Here is an 18,562-nt window from a genome sequence, read left to right as displayed (position 1 = left end):
TCGTCGCGATTGGCCGAGTTGTACCACAGCGTGGCCTTATCGCCGGCCTTCATTTTGGTGCCGCTGAGTTTGAAGTCGCGGGTCAGGGTGCGTCGCATGTACACCACCGGGGAGGCCCACCGCACGATCTCCTCGACGGCGGTCGGGGTCAGGCGATCGAAGTTGGACCACCACTTCTGCCGCTCGGCAGGATAGCGCGACAACGCGAGCACGCCGTGGCTGATCGCGTTGCGCGTCGTCTCGTTGCCGGCCACCACCAGCAGGATGAAGAACGACGCGATTTCGGTGGACGACAGGCGTTCCCCGTCGACCTCGGCTTCCACCAGGCTGGTGGTCAGATCGTCGTGGTGATTGGACCGCCGGTCCTCGGCCAGCGCGCTGGCGTAGGCGCCGATGTCCATCGACACCTGAAGGAATTCCTCGAAATCGGTGGCCAGGTCCGGGTCGCCGAACCCGAGAATGACGTTGGTCCAGTGGAATATGCGTTGATGGTCCTGTTCGGGGATGCCCATCATGTCGCAGATGACCTGCAACGGCAGCGGGCCGGCGAGCTCGCTGACCAGTTCGGCCTCCCCGTCGGGATGATTGGCGATCAGCGACGCAACCAGCCGCCGGGCCCGCTCGCGGACCGAGGCCTCGATGCGGGCCACCACTTTCGGGGTGAACGCGCGGCTGACGATCGAGCGCAGCCGCTGGTGGCGGGGATCGTCGAGCACGATCATCGAGCCGAAGTATTCGCTGATCTCCGGGGTGTTGTCGTTGATCGTGATGTTGGGGCTGGAGCTGAAGATGTCGGGATGGCGGCTCGCGAAATGCACGTCGTCATGTTTGGTCAGCGCCCAATGCCCGTCGCCCGGTTCAAAGCCCTCGTACTCGACCGCGGGCCAGAACGAGATCGGCGCCTCGCGGCGCAGCGTCGCAAACGCGCCGTCGCGAAAGTCGTCGTCCAACTCCCAGAAGGCCAACGACTCCAGATGGATATCGGCGAGCGGAATGTCGGGCGGGGGCGCCCCGTTCGTCCGCGGGGCAAGAGCTTTCTCGGGACCCGTCTTGAGGCTCACCAGGACCTCCTTCGTCGTGAAAACGAGTGCTGGGTCAGTGCGTACAGATGGTTCGAGCGGGTGCGCCCGTCGTTGCCGTCGCGGCGCTCACCACGTTGCCGTCGAGCAGGATCTTGCAGGAGATGGGTCCCGGCCCCTGGGCGCTGACGGTGAACACCTCACCGCCATAACCGGTGAACTCCGTCGACCACGGCAGCGGCGCATTCACCTGGTGCAGCTGCCCGTTGTCGGTTTGGTAGTAGATGAATTCGGCGACCGCCGGCCCGTTGACCTCGTAGCGGACCTTGGGCATCTGGGGCAGGGCATGGGCCATGCCGCATGCATTCGCGAATCCGAAACCGACGGCCAACAGGACCGAAGGTCCGGCGAGGTGCTTCGTCATGAATTGCATCGTGTCACCACGAGCGACGGTAGGGAAGCTTATGGTGAAGCCCGAAGCGGGGGCTGGTGCGCGGAAAGGTGGCGGCAGAACATGGCAGAACACGGCTCAAAGCGTGTGGTGGTGTACGGAACCGGCTTCGTCGGCAAGATGGTGATCGCCGAGATCGTCAAACACCCGCTGTTCGAGTTGGTCGGCGTCGGCGTCAGCAACCCCAACAAGGTCGGCCGCGACGTCGGCGAGATCTGCGGGCTACCCGAGCCCGTCGGCATCACCGCCACCGACGACGTCGACGCCCTGATCGCCCTGAAACCCGACGCGCTGGTGCACTACGGCCCGACGGCCATGCACGCCAAGGAGAACATCTCGCTGATCACCCGGTTCCTGCGGGCCGGCATCGACGTCTGTTCGACGGCGATGACCCCGTGGGTCTGGCCGACCATGCATCTCAACCCGCCGAACTGGATCCAGCCGATCACCGAGGCCTGCGAGCTGGGGGAGTCGTCGTGCTTCACCACCGGCATCGACCCCGGATTCGCCAACGACCTGTTTCCCATGACGTTGATGGGGTTGTGTTCCGAGGTGCGCCGGGTCCGGGCCTCCGAGCTGCTGGACTACACCAACTACGAGGGCGACTACGAATTCGAGATGGGCATCGGCCGCGAGCCCGAATTCAAGCCGATGCTGGAAGACCGCGACATGTTGATCTTCGCGTGGGGCGCCACCGTCCCGATGATCGCGCACGCCGCCGGCATCATGCTCGACGAAATCACCACCACCTGGGACAAGTGGGTGACGCCCACGGAGCGCAACTCCGCGAGGGGCGTCATCAAGCCCGGGCACGTGGCCGCGGTGCGCTTCACCATCAACGGTGTCTACAAGGGCGAGACCCGAATTCAGCTCGAACACGTCAACCGGATCGGCTTGGACGCGGCCCCCGACTGGCCGACGGGTCACGACAACGACGTCTACCGGGTCGACATCGAGGGGACCCCGAGCATCTTCCAGGAGACTGCGTTCCGGTTCACCGACGGCTCGGGCCGCGACGCGGCCGCGGCCGGATGCCTGGCCACCGGGCTGCGGGCACTCAATGCCGTGCCCGCGGTCAACGACTTGGGGCCGGGCTGGGTCACCCCGCTCGACCTGCCGCTGATCGCCGGCGAAGGCAGCATCCGGTGACCGTCGCACAGCGGGCGCATAGCCGCCGCTGACCCGCAATACAGGTAATGGCGGCACAATAACGGCTAGCCGATGCGAGCTGGTGCTGCGGATACGGGGATTCACATGGTCGATGGAGTCGGGACCGCGCTGGGCCTATCGATCGGCGCCACCAACTTGGCGGCGGTGACCACCGATAAGGCCATCACCCGCAAGCCCGTCCTGACGCAGTATCCGGATCGTCCCGCCGAGATCGGCATCCCCGCGGAGAACCCCAGACTGCGGGGGCCCGGCGCGGTGATCACCGGCTTCGTCAACCGCGTCGGCGACCCGCGCCCGGTCGTGGCGGTCGATGGCTCGACGCACCGCAGCGAGGTGTTGGTCGTCGACGGGTTGCGCGCGCTCGCCTACGCCGCCACCGACGGGCGGCCCCTGCCCGACAACATCGCGGTCACCTATCCGGCGCACTGGCAATCGCACGCGGTGGACGCCCTCGGCGCGGCGCTAGGTGAAATTCCGGAATGGTCGCAACGGCCGCGTCCCATCCTGCTGATCCCCGACGCGGCCGCAACGCTGCTCGCCGTGCGGACCAACCCGGGCATACCGCCGAGCGGCACCGTAGCGGTGTGCGATTTCGGCGGCAGCGGCACCAACATCACGTTGCTGCACGCCGACGGTGACTACCACGCGTTGGCCCCGACCGTTCGGCACCCCGATTTCTCCGGCGACCTGATGGACCAGGCGCTGCTGAGCGTGGTGATCGCCAACATGCCGACCACCGGGGCGTTCCCCACCGGCCGCGCGGCGATCGGCTCGCTGAGCCGGCTGCGCAGCGCGTGCCGGGTTGCCAAGGAACAGCTGTCCTCGCGCACGACGGCCACGCTGACCGACGGGCTGACCGGGACGCGCGGCGAAATCCGGATCGGGCGGCACGAACTTGACGACGCGATCCGGCCCTCGCTGAACCGCATGATCGCGGTGTTGGACCAAACGTTGGCGCACAACGGGATTCGTGACCTCGTCGCCATTGTCTCGACGGGTGGCGGGGCCAACCTGCCGACCGTCACCACCACGCTGTCGCGCCACTTCCGCGTTCCCGTCGCGACGACGCCACGCCCGCAACTGGCGGCCGCCGTCGGAGCCGCGCTGCGAGTGGCCCAAGGTCCCGGCGACGCGGGCGCGACACTTTCGGCGCCCGCCGCGGCCACGGCCCGGGCAGCCGTGCGGCCGGACCCCCGCCCCGAAGCGACCGCGACCTCGCCCGCGCCGCCGGCCGAGCCGACGCAGGCGGAGATGGCACGGGCCTGGTCGGCCACCGGTCACAACTCGCGGGTCAATGCCGCCATCGCCGCCGACTATCCGCCGACCGACTCACCGACTCCGGCTACGCCCGACGCCGCAGCCGAGACGCCCAAGCGCAAGCGTCTGTTGTCCCGCTGGCATCTACTGCCGGCGGCGGCGATCCTCGTCACCGTCGCGGCCGTGCTGCTGGTGGGCACCGCGGTGGCGATCGGGCTGGGCTCGCAGAACAAATCGGCCACCACACCGGCACCGGCCGTCAGCACCACACCGGTGGCCCCGCCGCCGGCTTCCAACAGCGCCACCGCGGCGCCGGCACCGCCGCCGCCGGACGTCCCGGTGCCGTCAACCTCGGATACCACCCCGCCCGCCGAGACCGAGACACCGATGACCACCACACCGCGGGCGACTCCCCAGGCGGCGCCACCGCCAGCCCCGCACCGGGTGGCGGCCCCGCCCGAGGTGCCACCCATTCCAGGCGTCAACCAACCGATTCCCGGGCTCGACCGGGTCAACCAGATCATTCAGGAAATCGAGGGCAACCTCGGCATCACGGCGCTGGGCCCGATACCCGCTCACTAGGCCTGCGATGTAGGCCTGCGATCGGGAATTCGGGCCTAGCTCAATCTTTTTCGCCCTTGTTCTCCGCGGCGGCGGCCTCTTTGAGGACCTCGTTGAGCTTCTTATCCTTCTCGATCTGATCCTTCAGCGCCTGCTCGTCGCGTCCCTCGTCGCCCTCGGTCTTGGCCTGCGAGCCCTCGCCCGAATCCCCGCCCTCGGGCTCCTCGTGCCTGGGATTGCCGTCGTCGTCGAGCCAGTCGTTGACCGCCGTGCCGGACACGCTTCCGCCGGTGCCGGGCAGCACGATCGTGGGTTTGTCCTTATAGGCCTCCATCATCTTGGCGGCCTCTTTTTTGTCGTCCTCGTCAGGCTCGGGCTTCTCGGTCAGCTTCTGCTCATCATCCCCTTGATTAGTCTGATCAGCTTCTGCGGCTCGACCCGATTGCCTATCGTCCTGATGCCTATCGTCTTGATCAGTTGACTTATCGTCCTGCTGGTCGGTCGATTTATCGTCCTGCACGCTCATGCGTCTACCCCCTTGCGGTCGCAGGTTCGACGATTGCAGGGGGTTACCCGCTGCGTGGTTGTGCCGAAACTCTCATGAACGCGCGGCGTCGCGCTTGACCAGCACGACCAAGGCCTGCGGGATCCGCATCGGCTCGGGTGCGCTTGACAGGCGCTCGGCGACCGCGCACTCCAACTGCTCGACGAAATGGCCGGCCCGCTCGTCGTGGCTCCCACCGTCGAGTGCGGTCACCAGCGATCCGGACAGCGCTGACCGCGCGAAGGCCGCCCACTGCGCACCGAACGCCTCGGCGTCGTGGTCCACCTGGTAGCGAGCCCAGAACCGATCCTCGGCGTTGAACATCTCGAGGTGCTCGATCATCAGGCCCTCGAACCGTCCCTTCGGCGCGAACGGGGCGCGGAAGTCCTTCTCGGCGCGGGCGAACGTGGGAATCGTCATGCGCCGCACCTCATCCGAGTGCAGCAGGCCGTCGCGCACCAGATCAGCGAGCGCCGCGACGATGGCGTCGAGCAGTGGGGCGAAGCCCGCCGACCCGTCCTCGTCGGCCGCCAGCATCAACGCCACCAACCGGCCCTCGGGAGCCAGCTCGCGCCCGCGGAACGCGACGAAGTTGTGCCAGTCCAGCGCGGCCTGGTCGGCGTAGGCCGCTTGCGCCGCATCGTCTGTGCTGCGCGAGACGTGCACGTGATCGTGCACCTCGCACGGGGTTCGGCTCAGCCACTGGGTTGCCCAGGACGTCCAGCCCAGGTTGACCGTCTTGGACGGCACGATCTGGTCGTAGAACGACCGGCCGACCGCGGAGGTGAACGTCGCCGTATCGGAGTGCAGATAGCTCTCCGGGTCGTCGGCCACCGTCTCGAACAGCGCCGCGAAGTCGTTGCCCGGTACGTCGGTGTGCGCCACCAGGATTGCGTGGTCGTGTCGCGTGCGCCGGCGCAGCACGGCGATGCCGGCCGACAGCGGTCTCAGCGAATTGTGGCCGTTGGCCGCGCCATAGTCGGCGATGACGATCGGCTGCGGAGGCTTGGGCAGCGCCACCTGTTCGGCGGCCCGCTCGAACACCGCGATCGCCTGCGCCAACCCGGCGGCGCGCAACCGCGACGCCTCGGTGTAGGAAGGCTCGGGCCGCACCACAATGCTCGATTCGGGCATCCGGGCTTCGGGCGGCATGAATCAACGATAATCGCCGAGCCGGTGCTCAGTTCGGCGAAGGATCAGTGGCCGCGGGCCACCCATTCTTCGTAGTGCACGATTTCGTCGCCGATGGTGGTGCTGTCGCCATGCCCGGTGTGCACGACCGTGTCGCCGGGCAACGTACCGAGCCGACCGGAGATCGACTGCAGGATCGTTCCGAAATCCGAATAGGAGCGCCCGGTCGCGCCCGGGCCGCCGGAGAACAGGGTGTCCCCGCTGAACACCACGCCTTCGGGGCCCAGTTCCGGGGCATACCAGCACACCGATCCGGGGGAGTGACCCGGCGTGTGCAGCGCCAGCAGCTCGGTGCCCGCGACATCGAGCGTGTCACCGTCGGCGATCAGCCGAAAGTCCTTGTCCGGATGCGTCATTCGCCACAGCACGTCGTCGCCGGGGTGGAGCAGCACCGGTGCGTCCAGCGCGGCGCCCAGTTCGGGCGCCACGGTGACGTGGTCGTTGTGGCCGTGGGTGCACACCACCGCGACCACGTTACGGTTGCCGACGGCGGCCAAGATCGGCTCGGCTGAATGCGCGGCGTCGAACACGACGACGTCGGAGTCGTCGCCGACGATCCAGATGTTGTTGTCGACTTCCCAACTGCCGCCGTCGAGTTCGAAGGTGCCGTGGGTGACCAGCCGCTCGATGCCCGCCATCAGAGCACCACCACCGAGCGGAGCACCTCGCCGCCGTGCATCTTGTGGAACGCCTCCTCGATGTCGCCGAGCCCGATCCGCTCGGAGACGAACTGCTCCAGCGGCAGCCGGCCCTGCAGATACAGGTCGATCAACGTCGGGAAGTCGCGCTCGGGCAGGCAATCGCCGTACCACGACGACTTCAGCGCCCCGCCGTGGCTGAAGAAGTCCACCAGCGGCATGTCCAGGCGCATGTCGGGCGTCGGAACCCCAACCAGCACAACGGTTCCGGCCAGGTCACGGGCGTAAAAGGCCTGCTTCCAGGTTTCGGGCCGGCCCACGGCGTCGATCACCACGTTGGCGCCGAACCCGTCGGTGAGGTCCTGGATGGTCTTGACGACATCCAGTTCGCGGGCGTTGACGGTGTGCGTGGCACCGAACTTGCGAGCCCAGTCCAGTTTGGTGTTATCGGTGTCCACGGCGATGATCCGCCGGGCGCCCACCAGCGCCGCGCCGGCGATCGCGGCGTCGCCCACACCGCCACAACCGATCACGGCGACGGTGTCGTCGCGGGTGACCGCGCCGGTGTTGATCGCCGCGCCCAGCCCGGCCATCACACCGCAGCCCAGCAGGCCCGCCACGGCGGGGTCGGCCTCGGGATTGACCTTGGTGCACTGGCCGGCGGCCACCAGCGTCTTGTCGGCGAACGCGCCGATGCCCAGCGCGGGCGTCAGCTCGGTGCCGTCGGTCAGCGTCATCTTCTGGGTGGCGTTGAAGGTGTCGAAGCACAGGTGCGGCCTGCCGCGCTTGCAGGCCCGGCACTGCCCACACACCGCGCGCCAGTTCAGGATCACGAAGTCGCCCGGCGCGACGGCGGTCACGTCCGGCCCGACGGCCTCTACCCGGCCGGCGGCCTCGTGGCCGAGCAGGAACGGATATTCGTCGTTGATGCCGCCCTCGCGGTAGGTCAGGTCGGTGTGGCACACCCCGCAGGCGATGACGTCGACCAGGGCCTCACCGGGTCCGGGATCCGGGACGACGATGTCCACCAATTCGACGGGTTCGCCCTTCTTGCGTGAAATCACGCCGCGCACTGTCTGACTCATGGGCTCCAACCTAGGGGTTCGTCGCCATACATCTCTCGGCGGGTTGTCCACCCATGAACCGGGTGTAGCGTCCGTGGGCGTGACGGCTTTGGAAACCACCGAAGAATTCACCGAAAGAATAACCGCGGCAATCGACGGCGCCAGCCTGACGTTGTTGCTCAGCATCGGCCATCAGACCGGTCTGCTGGACACGATGGCCGGCATGGCGCCCGCCACCAGTGCGCAGATCGCCGAGGCCGCCGGGCTCAACGAACGCTACGTCCGAGAGTGGCTGGCCGGCATGACGACCGGACGCGTCGTCGAGTACGACCCCGCCACGGCCAGCTACTCGTTGCCCGCCCAGCGCGCCGCCGTGCTGACCCGCGCCGCCGGACCGGACAATCTGGCCCTCGTCACCCTGCTCGTCCCGGTGCTCGCCGAGGTCGAACAAAAGATCATCGGGTGCTTCCGTGCCGGCGGCGGGCTACCGTACAGCGAATTCCCGCGCTTCCACGCGTTGATGGCCGAGCAGAGCGGCGTGGTGTACGACACCGCGTTGGTCGACGTGGTGCTGCCGCTGGTGGACGGCCTGGTGCCGCGGCTGCGCGCCGGAGCCGACGTGGCCGATTTCGGCTGCGGCAGCGGACACGCCATCAACGTGATGGCACAAGCGTTTCCGGCCAGCCGCTTCACCGGCATCGACTTTTCCGAGCAGGCCATCGCCACCGGGATTCGGGAGGCCGCCGAGCGGGGGCTGGCCAACGCCGCCTTCGAAAGCCGCAATCTCGCTGATGCGGACATGGCGTCAAAAAAAGACGCCTACGACGTCATCACCGTCTTCGACGCCATCCACGATCAGGCGCAGCCGGCGCGCGTCCTGGAAAACATCTACCGGGCGCTGCGGCCCGGCGGGGTGCTGCTGATGGCCGACATCAAGGCGTCGAGCCGGCTCGAGGAGAACATCGGCGTTCCGATGAGCACCTACCTGTACACGACGTCGTTGATGCACTGCATGACGGTGTCGCTGGCGCTGGACGGCGCCGGGCTCGGCACGGCCTGGGGCACCCAACTGGCCATCTCGATGCTGGGCGACGCCGGCTTCGACGACGTGCGGGTGGCCGAGATCGAGTCGGACCCGATCAACAACTACTACATCGCCAGGAAGTGATGGCGGCCCTCGACGCTCTTGCCGACTGGCCGGTCGAGGCCGCCGCCGCCGCGGTGATCGGGCCCGGCGGCGTGCTGGCCAGTCACGGCGACACCGGGCGGGGGTTCGAGCTGGCCTCGGTGACCAAGCCGCTGGCCGCGCGGGCCGTGCAGGTCGCCATCGAGGAAGGTGCGCTCGACCTCGACACGGCCGCCGGCCCGCCCGGCGCGACCGTCCGCCACCTGCTGGCCCACACGTCGGGCCTGTCGATGCACTCCGAGCAGGTGCTGGCCGCACCGGGAACCCGCCGCATCTACTCCAACCAGGGCTTCACGGTGCTGGGTCAGACGGTGCAGCAAGAGACCGGCATCGAGTTTGCGCGCTACCTGACCGAGGCGGTGTGCGAACCGCTGGGCATGGCGGCCACCCAGCTGGAAGGCGGTGCGGTGGCCGCCGGTTTCGGGGCGAGGTCGACGGTGGCTGATCTGGCGGCGTTCGCGGGGGACCTGCTGCGGCCGGTGACGGTCTCCGAAAGCCTGCACACCGAGGCGACCACGGTGCAGTTTCCCGGTCTGGACGGCGTTCTGCCCGGTTACGGAGTGCAACGGCCCAACGATTGGGGCCTGGGCTTCGAGCTCCGGGACACCAAATCACCGCACTGGACGGGTGCGAACAATTCGGCGCGAACGTACGGCCATTTCGGCCAAGCAGGCGGTTTCATCTGGGCAGATCCCGAAAAAGGGCTGGCGCTGGTGGTGCTCACGGACCGCGATTTCGGGGACTGGGCGCTGCGGCCGTGGCCGGCGCTTTCCGACGCCGTGCTAGCCGATTACAGCTAGTGGGAAATGCACACTAGCGCAACAGGGGTATCACAAGGCACAATAGACACGCAGGACACATAAAAAATCGAAGATTTCGCACAAGCTGCCCTGTTTTGCCGGGTCCGCAGGTCGTTGGGGAAGACGTCCCTCGTGGAACCGAAGGAGCAGGAAATGCGAGCGTCGAATCAATTCGCCGACGTGACGACTGGCGTGGTGTACGTGCACGCTTCGCCCGCGGCGGTTTGCCCGCATGTCGAGTGGGCGTTGTCGTCGACCCTGGGTGCCAAGGCGAATCTGACCTGGACGCCCCAGCCGGCGATGCCCGGTCAGCTGCGCGCGGTCACCAACTGGGTCGGGCCGGTGGGCACCGGCGCCAAGCTGGCCAACGCGCTGCGGTCCTGGTCCGTGCTGCGCTTCGAGGTCACCGAGGACCCCAGCCCCGGCGTCGACGGCTACCGATTCAGTCACACCCCGCAACTCGGCCTATGGAGCGGGGCGATGAGTGCCAACGGCGACGTCATGGTCGGGGAGATGCGGCTGCGGTCGATGATGGCCCAGGGCGCCGACACCCTGGCCGCCGAATTGGACTCGGTGCTGGGCACCGCCTGGGATGAGGCGCTCGAGGCCTATCGCGACGGCGGCGACGTCGGCGAGGTGACCTGGCTCAGCCGGGGGGTCGGCTAGTCGCCCGGCGGCCGGTTCACGCCGCCTCTCTCCGAAGCACTGGACGACTCTGGAAAGCGCTAGCACATCCGCTAGCGTGTTCGAGCACGCGCTAATGCTCCCCAGAGACCGGCCCTATCGCTTGGCCGGGCGCAGAATCTGCAGAGCGCCCGGCACCACCGAGATCTCGGCCGGTAGCGCGCAGGCGAAGTCGCCGTCGGCGTAGACGTTGATGCCGGGGCACTCGACGCGAATGGATTTGGCCCGCGCCGTGCTCACCTCGTCGAGCTGGACGTGGGTCCCCTTCATCACGGTGGGAAACAAGCGGACCAGTTTGGTGCGGGACGCCTCGTGCACCATCGTGATGTCCAGCAGGCCGTCGGTGTAATCAGCCCCCGGGCAGATCTGCATCCCCCCGCCGTAGCTGCGGGTGTTGCCGAAGGCGACCAGCGTGATGTCGGCGTCGAACTCCTGGGTGCCGTCCAGCACCAAGCGAAATGGCAAGAGCCGCAATTGAGACAGTTCGGCGAGCATCGCGACGTAATACCGCAGCCGCCCATGCGGCCAGCTCATCCGGTTGGCGCGATCGGTGACCAGCGAGTCGAAGCCGGTGGCCGCCACGGTGCCGAACCACTTTTCGGCGCCGCTGTCGTCCCGAATCAGGCCCAGGTCAATGGATTCCGTGCAGCCGTCGATGACGATGTCCGCGGCGGCCTCCGCGTCCTTGGTGGGGATGCCGAATTCGCGCGCGTGGTCGTTGCCGGTGCCGGCCGGGATCACGCCCAACGGAATGTCGGTGCCGGCCATCACCTGCAGGGCGTTGGAAACGACGCCGTCGCCGCCGGTCACCATCACCGCGTCGGTGCCCTTCTCCATAGCCGCGCCGACGAGATGGCGCGCGTCTTGCGCGTCGTCACCGATTATTTCGGCGACCTCCACACCCCGCCGGTGTAGCCGCGCGATCGCGAGTTGGGCGGCGCGTACCGCGGCGCCGTGCCCCGACACCGGGTTGGTCAGCGCGATCACCTTGCCGATTTCGCGGCGGCGCAGTGATGTCACGGAATCAGCTTGCCGGGATTGAGGATTCCGGCTGGATCCAATGTCGCCTTGACCGCGCGTAGCACCTGCACTCCCAGTTCGCCTATCTCGTCGCGCATCCACGGCCGATGGTCGACGCCGACCGCATGGTGGTGGGTGATGGTCCCGCCGGTGGCCATGATGGCATCCGACGCGGCCTTTTTGGCGGCTTTCCATTGCTCGACCGGATCGCCCCGCTGGCCGGCAACGACGGTGAAGTACAACGACGCGCCGGTGGGATAGACGTGCGAGATGTGGCACATCACCAGAGCCGGCGAGCCCGTCTCGGCGAGAGCATCGGTAAGTGCTTGAGTCACGGCGGCTTTCAGGACGGGAATGTTCGACCAGTCGGTGGCGGTCTCCAGCGTTTCGCACAGCGCGCCGGCGGCGAGCAGCGAATCGCGCAGGTACGGCGCGCCGAAGCGGCCGCGTTCCCAGGCCTGCGCCGGTCCTTCGCCCAGTGAGGTTCCGCACTGGGCCGCCAGCAGTGCGCTGGTTTCGGCGTGCCGGCTGTGGACGTGTTCCTCGGTGCCCTCGAACACGGTGATGCCCAAACATCCGCCGGTGATCTGGGATTCGCCGATCGCCTCGGTGGTGGCCAGGTTGACCCCCGTCTCGGCCTCGTCGGAGAGCCGAATGACGGTGGGGCCGGCGGCATTCTGGGTGACGGCGCGCAAGGCCGCGGCCCCCGTCTCGAAGTCGGGGAACGACCACGCCTCGTAGCGGACGGCTTCCGGCGCGCGGTGCACGCGGAGCCGCACCTGGGTGATGACGCCCAGGGTGCCCTCCGAGCCGATCAACAGCTGACGCAGGTCCGGGCCGGCGGCCGATTCCGGTGCGCGACCGAGATCCATGATGCCCACCGGCGTGACCACCCGTAGCCCCCGCACCATGTCGTTGAACCGGCCGTAGCCCGCCGAGTCCTGCCCGGAGGAGCGGGTTGCGGCGAAGCCGCCGATGGTGGCGTACTCGAAGCTCTGAGGGAAATGGCCGAGCGAAAAGCCTTGCGCGCCAAGGAGTCTCTCGGCGTCCGGCCCCGTGACCCCCGCACCGAAAACGGCCTGGCCGGATACCTCGTCCAGCGAGATCAGCCGATCGAAACGGCGTAGGTCGAGCGAGACGACGGCGGAGAACCCCGCGCGAATGGGATTGAGCCCACCGACCACGCTGGTGCCCCCGCCGAAAGGTACGACGGCGATGCGATGCTCCGAGCAGTAGCGCAGGACGCCGGACACGGCTTCGTCGTCGCCGGGCAACAGCACGGCATCGGGCGCATCCTGCGGGCCGCGCTCGTTGCGGTTGAGCAGGTCGATGGTGGACTTGCCGCCCGCGTGCAGCAGCCGATCGGCGTCGGCGGTGCGGCAATACTCGGCGCCGACGAGGGCGGTGAGCGCTTCGAGATGCGCCTCCGACAACGCCGACGGGCGCAGTTGCACCTGGTCGGATCGCAGTTCGGCCGTGCGGGACCCCTCGACCCCCACGGCCTGCTGCAGTAATGACCTGATTCCCTCCGAGAGCGGCTTGGCCGCCGCGGGATCGCCCCACGCGTTCCATTTCATCGGCGGCAGGAGCCCCTGGGAATGCGTCATGCGTTACAGTATTACATATGTTGTCAATCCGTAACACCGAGCTGGATACCGGTGAGCGCATCCTCGCGGCCGCGGCCAGCTGTGTGGTGGATTTCGGCGTGGAGCGGGTGACGCTCGCCGAGATAGCCCGACGGGCGGGCGTCAGCAGGCCGACGGTGTATCGGCGGTGGCCGGATACGCAGTCGATCGTGGCGGCGCTGTTGACCCAGCACGTCACCGAGGTGATGCGCGACGCGCCGTTGTTGGGGGACGATCGCGAATCGCTTGTGCGACAGATTGTTACGGTGGCCAACCTGTTGCGTGCGGACCAATTGGTGATGTCGGTGCTGCACTCGGACCTCGCGTCGACCTATATCACCGAACGCCTCGGGACCAGCCAGCGCATGCTGATCGACGCCCTCGCCGCTCGGCTCCGGGCGGCCCAGCGGCACGGCAGCGTCCGGCTCGGCGACCCGGTCCAGATGGCGACCATGGTGCTGCTGATCGCGCAGTCCACCATCCAGTCGGCCCGGATCGTCGAGCCGATGCTCGACGCCGACGCGCTGGCCGCCGAACTCGCCTACTCGCTGAACGGATATCTGTCGTGATAGCTGATCCGACCGCCCTGAACGCCGCGCGGCGCGCCGCCGACCTGACCGCACTCGCCGACGGTGAGCCACTGGACGTCGTGGTGATCGGCGGTGGCATCACCGGCGCCGGGATCGCGCTGGATGCCGCCGCGCGCGGGCTGCGGGCGGCGCTGGTGGAGAAACACGATCTGGCCTTCGGGACCAGCCGGTGGAGTTCCAAGCTTGTCCATGGCGGCCTGCGCTACCTCGCGACGGGAAACGTGGGCATCGCCCGGCGCAGCGCCATCGAGCGCGGAATCCTGATGACGCGCAACGCGCCCCACCTGGTTCACGCCATGCCGCAGGTGGTGCCGCTGCTGCCGTCGATGAGTCCGGGCAAGCGGGCCCTGGTGCGGGGCGGCTTCCTGGCCGGTGACGCGTTGCGGTTTCTGGCCAGCACACCGGCCTCGACACTACCGCGCTCGCAACGGATTTCAGCGCAACGCGTCGTTGCGATGGCGCCGACCGTACGGCGTGCCGGCCTGGACGGCGGCCTGCTGGCCTACGACGGTCAACTGGTCGACGACGCCCGCCTGGTCACCGCCGTCGCACGTACCGCGGCGCAGCACGGCGCCCGAATCCTGACCCACGTGGCGGCGTCGCGGGCCACCGGTACCTCGGTGCGGCTGACCGACATGCGCGGCGGTGAGTCGATCGACATTGCGGCTGGCGCGGTCATCAACGCGGCCGGGGTATGGGCGGGGGAGATCGACGGCTCGTTGCGGTTGCGGCCGAGTCGCGGCACCCATCTGGTCTTCGACGCCCAGTCGTTCGGCAATCCGACTGCGGCGCTGACGATTCCGATTCCGGGTGAGCTCAACCGCTTCGTCTTCGCCATGCCCGAACAACTGGGCCGGGTGTATTTGGGGTTGACCGACGAGGAGGCGCCCGGTCCCATTCCGGATGTGCCCGAACCGTCGGTCGACGAAATCACTTTCCTGCTCGACACGGTCAACACCGCACTGGGGACCGCGCTCACCGCCACCGACGTGATCGGCGCCTATGCCGGGCTGCGCCCACTGATCGACACCGGCGAGGGCCGCACCGCCGACGTCTCGCGCGAACACGCCGTCGTGGAGTCGGCGTCCGGGGTGATCAGCGTGATCGGCGGCAAGCTGACCGAATACCGCCACATGGCACAGGACGTGCTGGATCGCGCCGTGCGGGTGCGGCGACTGCGCGCCGCCAAATGCCGAACCCGCAACCTGCCGCTGATCGGGGCGCCCGCCAATCCCGGTGTGATCGCCGAGTCCGACGCCGGGTTGCCGGCTTCGCTGGTGGCGCGCTTCGGCGCCGAGGCGCCCAAGGTGCTTGCCACCGCGGCCTGCGAGCGACCGACCGCGCCGGTCGCGGACGGAATCGACGTCAGCCGAGCGGAATTCGAATACGCGATAACGCATGAGGGCGCGCTTGATGTCTCCGACATCCTCGATCGACGCACGCGGATCGGGTTGGTAGCGCGGGATCGGGAGCGAGTGGTCGCCGTGGCCGAGGAGTTTCTGGCGCGCTTCGGCTAGGGCGGCCGCCCGATGGCCTCCCGCCACACGGCCGGGTATTGATAGTTAGTGTCTTTTGATAGAGACTGTCAATTTATGCCGTGCTGGTGGAGGGAGGGCCGATGACTATCCGAGTCCCGGTGTTGATCGTGGGCGCCGGCGTTGGCGGCCTGGTGACGTCGGCGGTGCTGGCCCAACACGGCGTCCATTCACTGCTGGTCGAGAAACGACCGGAGATCTTCCTGTACCCCAAGGCCCGCAACCTGAGTTTCCGAAGCTCAGAAATCCTGCGCGGCCTTGGCCTTCGGGACGAGGTGCGGGCGGTCGCAGAGCACGTCTCGACGCTGGTGGTCCGGCCCACGCTCAACAGCACCGTGCAAGAGCCGGCGCTCGACGTCGGCGCGATCTTCGCCGGTCTGGACAGGCTCAGCCCCGAGCCGGCGGCGCAGTATTGCCCACAGAGCCGGCTCGAGCCGATTCTGATCGACGCGGCGCGGCGGGCCGGCAGCGAGGTGCGCTACGGCACACGGTTGTCCTCGTTCGAGCTGGACGACACCGGCGTCACCGCGGTGGTGTGCGACGTCGAATCGGGGGAGTCGCAGACCGTCCGCGCCGACTATCTCGTCGGCGCCGACGGCGTGCACAGCCCGATCCGTAAATCGTTGGGCATCAGCACATCCGGGTATGGCGCGCTGCCGATCTATGTCGTCTTCATCTACTTCCGGGCCCCGTGGCGCCGCTTCATCCCGGAGCTGCACGACGGCGATGGCGTGCAGGTCAAAAACGACGATGTGGACGGCATATTCCTGGTCGCCGAGGGCGATCTCGGCATGTTCATCACCACCTACTTTCCCGGTGAGGGCGAGTCGGCCGAACAGTTCACCCCGCAGCGCTGCCGCGAGCTGCTCACCAAGGCGATCGGGGAGCGGATAGACCTCGACATCATCGAGGTCGCGGCGTGGCAGCCCTACGAGCAGGTGGCCGATCAATTCGATTGTGGGCGAGCGTATCTCGTCGGCGATTCGGCGCATACCATGCCGCCGTTCAAGGCCGGGGGAGCCAACACCGCCATCCAGAGCGCACACAATCTGGCCTGGAAACTCGCCGCCGTCCTGCGTGGCACGGCCACACCCGAGCTATTGGCGACCTACCACGCCGAGCGTCATCCGGTGGGCCGATTCGCCGCGCGCCAATCGCTCACCGGGCCGTCGATGGCCCTGCTGCGGCCGGGCCGCGACGCTCCGCAATTGCCGGCCGATGAAGAATGCTCGATGTTCGCCCTGCTCATCGGATACCGGTACCGCTCGGCGGCGGTCGTGACGAGCGACGCGGAAGGCGGCGCCCTGGTGGACGAGTTGCGCGCGCAACCGGGCACGCGGGTACCGCACGTCTGGTTGCGAGACGGGGTGTCGACGCTCGACCTGCTGGGGCCCCGATTCACCGTGCTGTCCGGCGACGAGCGATGGTGTGCGGCAGCGGCTTCGGCGTCGCTGTCGGCGCATCGCTGCTACAACGACGAGTGGGCGGCGATCACTGGCCTGGCGCCGGAAGGGGCGCTGCTGATCCGTCCGGACGATTTCGTCGGATGGCGAGCCGAGCGACTCACCGCCAACCCCGAAGGGGAACTGCGGCAAGCGCTTTCGACGATCCTGGGCCCGCTACCTGCGCGAGCGTAAGCGGACTGCGATTTTGCACGCGAATTTTCGCAGTGCCCTTACGCTCGCAGGCCTAGAAATTACAGCGGGATGTTCTTGTGACGGCCGCGGCGCGCGGGGGCCTGGGCCAGCGCCTCGGTGAGCTTGCTGCGGGTGTGCGACGGGTCGATCTTCTCGTCGACCACGCCGATCTCGATGGCGCTGTCCACGCCGCCCGCGATCCGCTCGTGCTCGGCCGCCAGCTGGTCGTGTAGCGCTTCGCGCTCGTGATCGGCCGCGGCGGCCAGCTTCTTCTTGTGCAGGATGCCGACGGCCGCCTTGGCGCCCATCACCGCCACCTCGGCGTCCGGCCACGCGTATACCTTGGTGGCGTTCAGCGACCGGGAGTTCATCGCAATGTAGGCCCCGCCGTAGGTCTTTCGGGTCACCAGCGTGACACGCGGAACCGTGCACTCACCGAACGCGTGCAACAGCTTGGCGCCGCGGCGCACCACGCCGCCCCACTCCTGGTCGACGCCGGGCAGGTAGCCGGGCACGTCGACGATCACCACCAGCGGAATACCGAACGCGTCGCACAGGCGCACGAAACGCGCTGCCTTCTCGGCGCTTTCGGAGTTCAGGCAGCCACCCAGGCGCAACGGGTTGTTGGCCAGCACGCCGACGGTGCGGCCGGACAGGCGACCCAGCCCGATCACCATCGACGGCGCCCAATTGGCCTGGAACTCGTCGAACGGCGTCTCGTCATCGAGGATCGCGGTCACGATCGGGCGCACGTCATAGGCCCGCCGTGCCGACTCGGGCAGCAGCGCGTGGATGTCGGTGTCACCGGCCTCGGCCTTGTTCCGGTCGAAATGCCCCTGCTGGCAGAACAACCCGACCAACCGGCGACCCCGCTCATAGGCGTCGAGCTCGTCGTCGGCGACGATGTGGCACACCCCGGACTTCTTGTGGTGGGTCTCCGGGCCACCCAGCGAGCACATGTCCACGTCCTCGCCGGTAACGCTGCGCACCACGTCGGGCCCGGTGACGAAAACCCGGCTGTCCGGTGCCATCACGATGACGTCGGTCAGGGCCGGCCCGTAGGCGGCGCCGCCGGCCGCGAAGCCGACGACCACCGAGATCTGCGGGATGTAGCCGGACGCCCGGATCATCGCCTCGAACACCAGGCCCACCGCGTGCAGGGCCTTCACGCCCTCGGCCAGCCGGGCGCCGCCGGAGTGCCAGATGCCCACGATCGGGCTCTGCTCCTCGATGGCGGTGTCGTAGGCGTTGACGATGTGCGTGCACCCCTCGATGCCCATGGCACCGCCCATCACGGTGCCGTCGGTGCAGAACGCAATGGTGCGTACGCCGTTCACGGTCCCCGCGGCGGCCAGCACGCCGGAGCGATCACGCTCGTGCAACAGCTCGACGGTGTCGTCGTCGAAGAAATTGCTCAAGCGCAACAGCGGGTCGCGAGGGTCGAGCGACTCGCCAACCGTCTCGGGGGCCGTGATAGTCATCGCAGGTCTCCTGATATTCGGTGTTGCTCGGATCAGTACCGCCCGAAGGCGATGGCCACGTTGTGTCCGCCGAAGCCGAACGAGTTGTTGATGGCGTACTCGTAGTTGC

Annotated in this window: 18 protein-coding genes; 8 read left to right on the top strand and 10 right to left on the bottom strand. The window is 68.0% G+C overall.

All coding sequences use genetic code 11. The features are described 5' to 3' along the window. Together A9W96_RS20910 and A9W96_RS20905 are read right to left on the bottom strand one after the other, a co-directional pair. The coding region (locus A9W96_RS20910) for a cytochrome P450 (protein WP_067142705.1) at positions 1-1,061 on the bottom strand (1,061 nt) is incomplete at its 3' end. 34 nt (positions 1,062-1,095) lie between these two features. Next, positions 1,096-1,443: an MmpS family transport accessory protein gene (locus tag A9W96_RS20905; protein ID WP_197498095.1), complete on the bottom strand. Its 348-nt coding sequence runs from the start codon at positions 1,441-1,443 to the stop codon at positions 1,096-1,098. Between the two features lie 90 nt (positions 1,444-1,533). Here A9W96_RS20905 and A9W96_RS20900 point away from each other — a divergent pair, with 90 nt between their 5' ends. Together A9W96_RS20900 and A9W96_RS20895 are read left to right on the top strand one after the other, a co-directional pair. Continuing rightward, on the top strand, positions 1,534-2,619 hold the full coding sequence (locus tag A9W96_RS20900; RefSeq protein WP_066869733.1) for a dihydrodipicolinate reductase: 1,086 nt from the start codon (positions 1,534-1,536) through the stop codon (positions 2,617-2,619). A 105-nt stretch (positions 2,620-2,724) separates the two neighbouring features. Continuing rightward, positions 2,725-4,479 carry an Hsp70 family protein gene (locus A9W96_RS20895; protein WP_067142702.1) on the top strand — a complete coding sequence of 585 codons (1,755 nt, stop codon included), beginning with the start codon at positions 2,725-2,727 and terminating at the stop codon, positions 4,477-4,479. 40 nt (positions 4,480-4,519) lie between these two features. On the opposite strand, the gene A9W96_RS20890 is transcribed toward A9W96_RS20895, so the two are convergent. The 4 genes from A9W96_RS20890 to A9W96_RS20875 form a co-directional block, all read right to left on the bottom strand. Continuing rightward, positions 4,520-4,984 (bottom strand): hypothetical protein, encoded by a 465-nt coding sequence (locus tag A9W96_RS20890; RefSeq protein WP_369827500.1) that lies wholly within the window; start codon positions 4,982-4,984, stop codon positions 4,520-4,522. A 72-nt stretch (positions 4,985-5,056) separates the two neighbouring features. After that, the gene (locus A9W96_RS20885) at positions 5,057-6,154 is read right to left on the bottom strand and encodes an SAM-dependent methyltransferase (RefSeq protein WP_067142699.1); all 1,098 of its coding nucleotides are present in this window, start codon (positions 6,152-6,154) and stop codon (positions 5,057-5,059) included. A 44-nt stretch (positions 6,155-6,198) separates the two neighbouring features. Beyond that, positions 6,199-6,831 (bottom strand): MBL fold metallo-hydrolase, encoded by a 633-nt coding sequence (locus A9W96_RS20880; RefSeq protein WP_066869742.1) that lies wholly within the window; start codon positions 6,829-6,831, stop codon positions 6,199-6,201. Further along, positions 6,831-7,916 (bottom strand): S-(hydroxymethyl)mycothiol dehydrogenase, encoded by a 1,086-nt coding sequence (locus A9W96_RS20875; RefSeq protein WP_067142696.1) that lies wholly within the window; start codon positions 7,914-7,916, stop codon positions 6,831-6,833. Before A9W96_RS20875 ends, A9W96_RS20880 begins: the two co-directional genes overlap by 1 nt. Positions 7,917-7,995: 79 nt before the next feature. Between A9W96_RS20875 and A9W96_RS20870 the strand changes: the two genes are divergently transcribed. From A9W96_RS20870 to A9W96_RS20860, 3 genes are all read left to right on the top strand, one after another. Beyond that, positions 7,996-9,063 (top strand): class I SAM-dependent methyltransferase, encoded by a 1,068-nt coding sequence (locus tag A9W96_RS20870; protein ID WP_067142711.1) that lies wholly within the window; start codon positions 7,996-7,998, stop codon positions 9,061-9,063. Further along, positions 9,063-9,881 (top strand): serine hydrolase, encoded by an 819-nt coding sequence (locus A9W96_RS20865; protein ID WP_067142692.1) that lies wholly within the window; start codon positions 9,063-9,065, stop codon positions 9,879-9,881. The genes A9W96_RS20870 and A9W96_RS20865 overlap by 1 nt, the downstream gene beginning before the upstream one ends. Before the next feature lie 153 nt (positions 9,882-10,034). Beyond that, positions 10,035-10,547: a DUF3145 domain-containing protein gene (locus A9W96_RS20860; protein WP_066869784.1), complete on the top strand. Its 513-nt coding sequence runs from the start codon at positions 10,035-10,037 to the stop codon at positions 10,545-10,547. Positions 10,548-10,661: 114 nt separating this feature from the next. Here A9W96_RS20860 and A9W96_RS20855 read toward each other — a convergent pair whose 3' ends face one another. Together A9W96_RS20855 and A9W96_RS20850 are read right to left on the bottom strand one after the other, a co-directional pair. Continuing rightward, positions 10,662-11,627, bottom strand: a complete 966-nt coding sequence (locus A9W96_RS20855) for a diacylglycerol kinase (RefSeq protein ID WP_369830856.1) — start codon at positions 11,625-11,627, stop codon at positions 10,662-10,664. Beyond that, the gene (locus A9W96_RS20850) at positions 11,582-13,162 is read right to left on the bottom strand and encodes an FAD-binding oxidoreductase (RefSeq protein WP_156765342.1); all 1,581 of its coding nucleotides are present in this window, start codon (positions 13,160-13,162) and stop codon (positions 11,582-11,584) included. The genes A9W96_RS20855 and A9W96_RS20850 overlap by 46 nt, the downstream gene beginning before the upstream one ends. A 47-nt stretch (positions 13,163-13,209) precedes the next feature. Between A9W96_RS20850 and A9W96_RS20845 the strand changes: the two genes are divergently transcribed. The 3 genes from A9W96_RS20845 (at position 13,210) to A9W96_RS20835 (ending at position 16,972) form a co-directional block, all read left to right on the top strand. Continuing rightward, a complete protein-coding gene (locus A9W96_RS20845) occupies positions 13,210-13,779 on the top strand; it encodes a TetR/AcrR family transcriptional regulator (RefSeq protein WP_067142683.1) in 570 nt (189 codons plus the stop codon). Beyond that, positions 13,776-15,317 carry a glycerol-3-phosphate dehydrogenase/oxidase gene (locus A9W96_RS20840; RefSeq protein ID WP_067142680.1) on the top strand — a complete coding sequence of 514 codons (1,542 nt, stop codon included), beginning with the start codon at positions 13,776-13,778 and terminating at the stop codon, positions 15,315-15,317. Before A9W96_RS20845 ends, A9W96_RS20840 begins: the two co-directional genes overlap by 4 nt. A gap of 101 nt (positions 15,318-15,418) precedes the next feature. Then, entirely contained in the window at positions 15,419-16,972 is a 1,554-nt protein-coding gene (locus tag A9W96_RS20835) for an FAD-dependent monooxygenase (protein ID WP_067142708.1), read from the top strand. Positions 16,973-17,031: 59 nt separating this feature from the next. On the opposite strand, the gene A9W96_RS20830 is transcribed toward A9W96_RS20835, so the two are convergent. Both A9W96_RS20830 and A9W96_RS32805 read right to left on the bottom strand, forming a co-directional pair. Continuing rightward, entirely contained in the window at positions 17,032-18,453 is a 1,422-nt protein-coding gene (locus tag A9W96_RS20830) for an acyl-CoA carboxylase subunit beta (RefSeq protein ID WP_066869770.1), read from the bottom strand. Between the two features lie 32 nt (positions 18,454-18,485). After that, a partial coding sequence (locus A9W96_RS32805) for a hypothetical protein (protein WP_231122602.1) occupies positions 18,486-18,562 on the bottom strand: 77 nt, incomplete at its 5' end.

The organism is Mycobacterium sp. 1245852.3, from assembly GCF_001669335.1.
Lineage (GTDB): Bacteria > Actinomycetota > Actinomycetes > Mycobacteriales > Mycobacteriaceae > Mycobacterium > Mycobacterium europaeum_A.
Note: the sequence above shows the minus strand (reverse complement) of the source record. Positions and strands in the feature narration are given on the sequence as shown.

Coding starts and splice junctions, on each gene's coding strand:
- A9W96_RS20905 (WP_197498095.1), bottom strand. CDS start 1,443: ATGACGAAGCACCTCGCCGGACCTTCGGTCCTGTTGGCCGTCGGTTTC.
- A9W96_RS20900 (WP_066869733.1), top strand. CDS start 1,534: ATGGCAGAACACGGCTCAAAGCGTGTGGTGGTGTACGGAACCGGCTTC.
- A9W96_RS20895 (WP_067142702.1), top strand. CDS start 2,725: ATGGTCGATGGAGTCGGGACCGCGCTGGGCCTATCGATCGGCGCCACC.
- A9W96_RS20890 (WP_369827500.1), bottom strand. CDS start 4,984: ATGAGCGTGCAGGACGATAAATCGACCGACCAGCAGGACGATAAGTCA.
- A9W96_RS20885 (WP_067142699.1), bottom strand. CDS start 6,154: ATGCCGCCCGAAGCCCGGATGCCCGAATCGAGCATTGTGGTGCGGCCC.
- A9W96_RS20880 (WP_066869742.1), bottom strand. CDS start 6,831: ATGGCGGGCATCGAGCGGCTGGTCACCCACGGCACCTTCGAACTCGAC.
- A9W96_RS20875 (WP_067142696.1), bottom strand. CDS start 7,916: ATGAGTCAGACAGTGCGCGGCGTGATTTCACGCAAGAAGGGCGAACCC.
- A9W96_RS20865 (WP_067142692.1), top strand. CDS start 9,063: ATGGCGGCCCTCGACGCTCTTGCCGACTGGCCGGTCGAGGCCGCCGCC.
- A9W96_RS20860 (WP_066869784.1), top strand. CDS start 10,035: ATGCGAGCGTCGAATCAATTCGCCGACGTGACGACTGGCGTGGTGTAC.
- A9W96_RS20850 (WP_156765342.1), bottom strand. CDS start 13,162: ATGAAATGGAACGCGTGGGGCGATCCCGCGGCGGCCAAGCCGCTCTCG.
- A9W96_RS20845 (WP_067142683.1), top strand. CDS start 13,210: ATGTTGTCAATCCGTAACACCGAGCTGGATACCGGTGAGCGCATCCTC.
- A9W96_RS20835 (WP_067142708.1), top strand. CDS start 15,419: ATGACTATCCGAGTCCCGGTGTTGATCGTGGGCGCCGGCGTTGGCGGC.
- A9W96_RS20830 (WP_066869770.1), bottom strand. CDS start 18,453: ATGACTATCACGGCCCCCGAGACGGTTGGCGAGTCGCTCGACCCTCGC.